General features: G+C 67.8%; 3 protein-coding genes. 2 read left to right on the top strand and 1 reads right to left on the bottom strand.

Annotation, left to right across the window (positions count from 1 at the left end):
- Positions 1 to 1,827 (bottom strand): aminopeptidase N (gene pepN / locus AB0J09_RS58580; RefSeq protein WP_360711934.1); only part of this gene is annotated, 1,827 nt, incomplete at its 3' end.
- Positions 1,828 to 1,974: 147 nt separating this feature from the next.
- Between pepN and AB0J09_RS58575 the strand changes: the two genes are divergently transcribed.
- Positions 1,975 to 2,538 carry a disulfide bond formation protein DsbA gene (locus tag AB0J09_RS58575; protein ID WP_360711931.1) on the top strand — a complete coding sequence of 188 codons (564 nt, stop codon included), beginning with the start codon at positions 1,975 to 1,977 and terminating at the stop codon, positions 2,536 to 2,538.
- Positions 2,539 to 2,665: 127 nt separating this feature from the next.
- A partial coding sequence (locus AB0J09_RS58570) for an aldehyde dehydrogenase family protein (protein WP_360711928.1) occupies positions 2,666 to 3,920 on the top strand: 1,255 nt, incomplete at its 3' end.

Below are 3,920 nucleotides of genomic sequence, written 5' to 3'. Positions count from 1 at the left end.
CGCCTGCAGGACCGTGATGTCCTTGAGCGTGCCGGCGCCCGAGATGACCAGCTTGACGTAGTCGCGGGTGGACATCTCGCCGTCGCGGGTCATGTCCCAGGCCGCCGACCAGCACAGGGCCCGCGGCAGCGACTCGGTGAACGCCGTGATGCCGCCGTCGACCAGCGTCCGCATCGACCGCTCGTCGAGACGGATCTTCGCGTAGGTCAGGTCGTCGTCGTTGAGCAGGACCAGGTCGGGCTGCTCCTCGCCGACGAGCTGGGTCACGCTCGTACGGGCGCCGACCACGTCCAGCTCGACCCGCTTCGTACGCGTCAGCACGCCGTCCACCAGCGAGTACAGGCCGACCGCGACCCGGTGCGAGCGCAGCGTCGGGTGCTCGGCGGGCGCCTCCTGCACCACCTCGAAGCTGGTGAACCGGCCGCCGGACACCTCGAACGAGGGCCGCAGCGTGTTCACCCAGGACGTCTCCAGCCACTCCTTCGACCACGACGACAGGTCGCGGCCGGAGGTGCGCTCAAGGGCGTTGAGCAGGTCCTTCAGCTCGGTGTTGCCCCAGGCGTGCTCGGCGAAGTAGTCGCGGACCCCGGCCAGGAAGTTGTCCAGGCCGACGTACGCGACGAGCTGCTTGAGCACCGAGGCGCCCTTGGCGTACGTGATGCCGTCGAAGTTGACCTCGACGGCCTGCATGTCCGGGATGTCCGCGGAGATGGGGTGGGTCGAGGGGAGCTGGTCCTGGCGGTAGGCCCAGGACTTCTCCACGTTCGCGAACGTGGTCCACACGCCCTTGCCCCACCTCGTGGCCTCGGACTGGCCGAGGACGGACATGTAGGTGGCGAACGACTCGTTCAGCCACAGGTCGTCCCACCAGCGCATGGTGACGAGGTCGCCGAACCACATGTGCGCCATCTCGTGCAGGATCGTCTCCGCGCGCCGCTCGACCACCGCGTCGGTGACGCGGGAGCGGAAGACGTAGTCCTCCAGGAAGGTCACGCAGCCCGCGTTCTCCATGGCGCCGGCGTTGAACTCGGGCACGAAGCACTGGTCGTACTTCCCGAACGGGTAGCGCACCCCGAACACCCGGTGGAAGAAGTCGAAGCCCTGCCTGGTGACCTCGAGGATGTTCTCGGGGTCGAGGTGCTCGGCCAGCGAGGCCCGGCAGTAGATCCCCAGTGGGATGCCGTCGTGCTCCGAGGTCACCTTGTGGTAGGGCCCGGCTACCAGCGCGGTGATGTAAGTCGAGATGACCGGCGTGGGCGGGAACTCCCATCGCCTGGCCGTCGGCACCGTCCCGTGCTTGCCGCTCTGCTCCGGCAGCTCCTCGACATTGGAGGCGGCGGCGTTGGAGACGACCTCCCAGCCGGCCGGGGCCAGCACCGTGAGCTGGAACGTGGCCTTCAGGTCGGGCTGGTCGAAACAGGCGTACATGCGGTGCGCGTCGGCCGTCTCGAACTGGCTGTGCAGATAGACCTGCTTGTCCACCGGGTCGACGAAGCGGTGCAGACCCTCGCCCGTGCGCATGTAACTGCAGTCGGCGTCCACGCGAAGCTCGTTGGTCTCGGCCAGTGAGGGGAGAGGGAAGCGCCCCTTCTCGGCGTCGTACGCGGACACGTCGAGGTCCTCGCCGTTGAGCGTGACCTTGCGAACGTCGGCGCCGTGCAGATCGATGAAGGTGGAAGCGCCCGGGCGGCTGCTGGTGAAGCGGACCGTCGTGACGCTCTCGAAGCGCTCGTCTCCCTCCGTCAGGTCGAGTGCGACCTCGTACGACTCGACCTTCAACAGCCGGGCGCGCTCACGAGCCTCGTCCCGGGTCAGGTTGCCTGCCAAGTTGCGCTCCTTTTCACCACTTCATCGAAGTTTGCCGGTATCAAGCCACGATGGGAATATGGCTTGGACCACCTCAGGTTATGGCCACACGTGACTGAAAAGATTCCCGTGGACCTGTGGTTCGATCCTGCCTGTCCCTTCGCATGGGTGACGTCACGGTGGCTTCTCGAAGTCGAGAAAGTACGCCCCATCCAGCCGCGCTGGCGCATCATGTCCCTCGCCGTCCTCAACGAGGACAAGGATGTCCCGGATGAGTACCGCGAATCGACCAAGCGTGCCATGGGCACCGTTCGCGTGGTGGCCGCGGCTGCGGCCAAGCACGGCGAAGAGGTCGTCGGCCGGCTTTACACCGAGCTCGGCACCCTCCTGCACAACCAGGGGCTAGGCAAGGAGCCGGAGCGCCTGCGCGAGATCAGGGAGCGCGCCCTCGAGGCCGCGGGGCTCGAGAAGGAGCTCGCCGACGCGGCCGACTCCGAGGAGTGGGACGACACCATCCGCGCCTCGCACAACGAGGGCATCGACCTCGTCGGCCAGGAGGTCGGCACCCCGGTCATCCGCGTCGGCGCCAACGCCTTCTTCGGGCCCGTGATCACCAAGATCATCCGAGGGGAGGACGCGGGCCGGCTCTGGGACGGCGTGCTGACTGTCACTTCCTTCGATGACTTCTTCGAGCTGAAGCGCAGCAGGACCAAACGGCCACAATTCGACTAACAGTCGAATATTCCCCGGGCCAATCATCGTACGCTGACGGAAGAACGCTGCTTGCGGTGTAGAAGACCTATCCCTTGATCGGACTGGGCCTTACGCACCGTCCTGACTTGCTGACAGGATGGTGGCTATGCGTCAGCTGTACATCGGCGGCTCCTGGACCGCTTCTGCGTCGGACGAGTCCATCGACGTTGTCAACCCGGCCACGGAAGAGATCATCGACCGCGTGCCCGCGGGATCTCCCGACGATGTCGAGGCGGCCGTGGCGGCGGCCCGAAGAGCCTTTCCCGGCTGGGCCGGCATGGCCGCCTCGGAGCGCGGCAAGCTCCTCGGCGACGCCGCCGAGCTGCTGAAGCAGCGCTCCGAGGAGGTCGCGAAGACCATCGCGTCCGACATGGGGGCGCCGCTGGGCTTCGCGCTCAAGGTGCAGACGCTCATGCCGGCCACCGTTCTGTCGTTCTATGCGCAGATGGCCGAGAGTCATCCTCTCGAGTCGCGCGTCGGCAACTCGATGGTGGTCAAGGAGCCGATCGGGGTGGTGGCGGCGATCACGCCGTGGAACTACCCGCTGCACCAGATCGTGTGCAAAGTGGGCCCGGCGCTGGCCGCGGGCTGCACCGTGGTGCTCAAGCCCAGCGAGGTGGCGCCGCTGGCGGCGTACGCGCTGGCGGAGATCTTCTCCGAGGTGGGCCTGCCTCCGGGCGTGTTCAACCTGGTCAGCGGGCGTGGCCCGGTCATCGGCGAGGCCATGGCCGCCCACCCCGAGGTGGACATGGTCTCCTTCACCGGCTCGACCACGGCGGGGCGCAGGGTGGCCTCGCTGGCCGCGGAGTCTGTCAAGCGGGTCGCGCTCGAACTCGGGGGCAAGTCGGCGAACATCATCCTCCCCGACGCCGATCTGGCGCTGGCCGTCAAGGTCGGCGTGGCCAACTGCTTCGTCAACGCCGGCCAGACCTGCTCGGCGTGGACCCGCATGATCGTCCATCGCGACCAGTACGACGCCGCCGTCCGGCTCGCCGTCGAGGCGGCGCGCGGTTACACCGTCGGCGACCCGTTCGACGAATCGACCAGGATCGGCCCGCTGGTGTCCGCGATCCAGCGCGACCGCGTGGTCCGCTACATCAACCGGGGCCAGGAGGAGGGCGCCAGGCTGGTGGCGGGCGGCACCGAGCGGCCGTACGACCGGGGCTACTACGTCGAGCCCACGGTGTTCGCTGGGGTGGAGCCTGGGATGACGATCGAGCAGGAGGAGATCTTCGGGCCCGTGCTGTCGCTGATCCCGTACACGACCGAGGACGTCGCCGTCCAGATCGCCAACGGCACGAAGTACGGCCTGGCCGGGGCGGTGTGGTCGGGCACCGAGGAGCGCGCGGTCGCGGTCGCGC

Origin of the sequence: Nonomuraea sp. NPDC049784 (assembly GCF_040659615.1) — a bacterium.
GTDB lineage: Bacteria > Actinomycetota > Actinomycetes > Streptosporangiales > Streptosporangiaceae > Nonomuraea.
The sequence above is the reverse complement of the archived record's forward strand: the minus strand, read 5'-3'. Positions and strand labels throughout refer to the sequence as shown.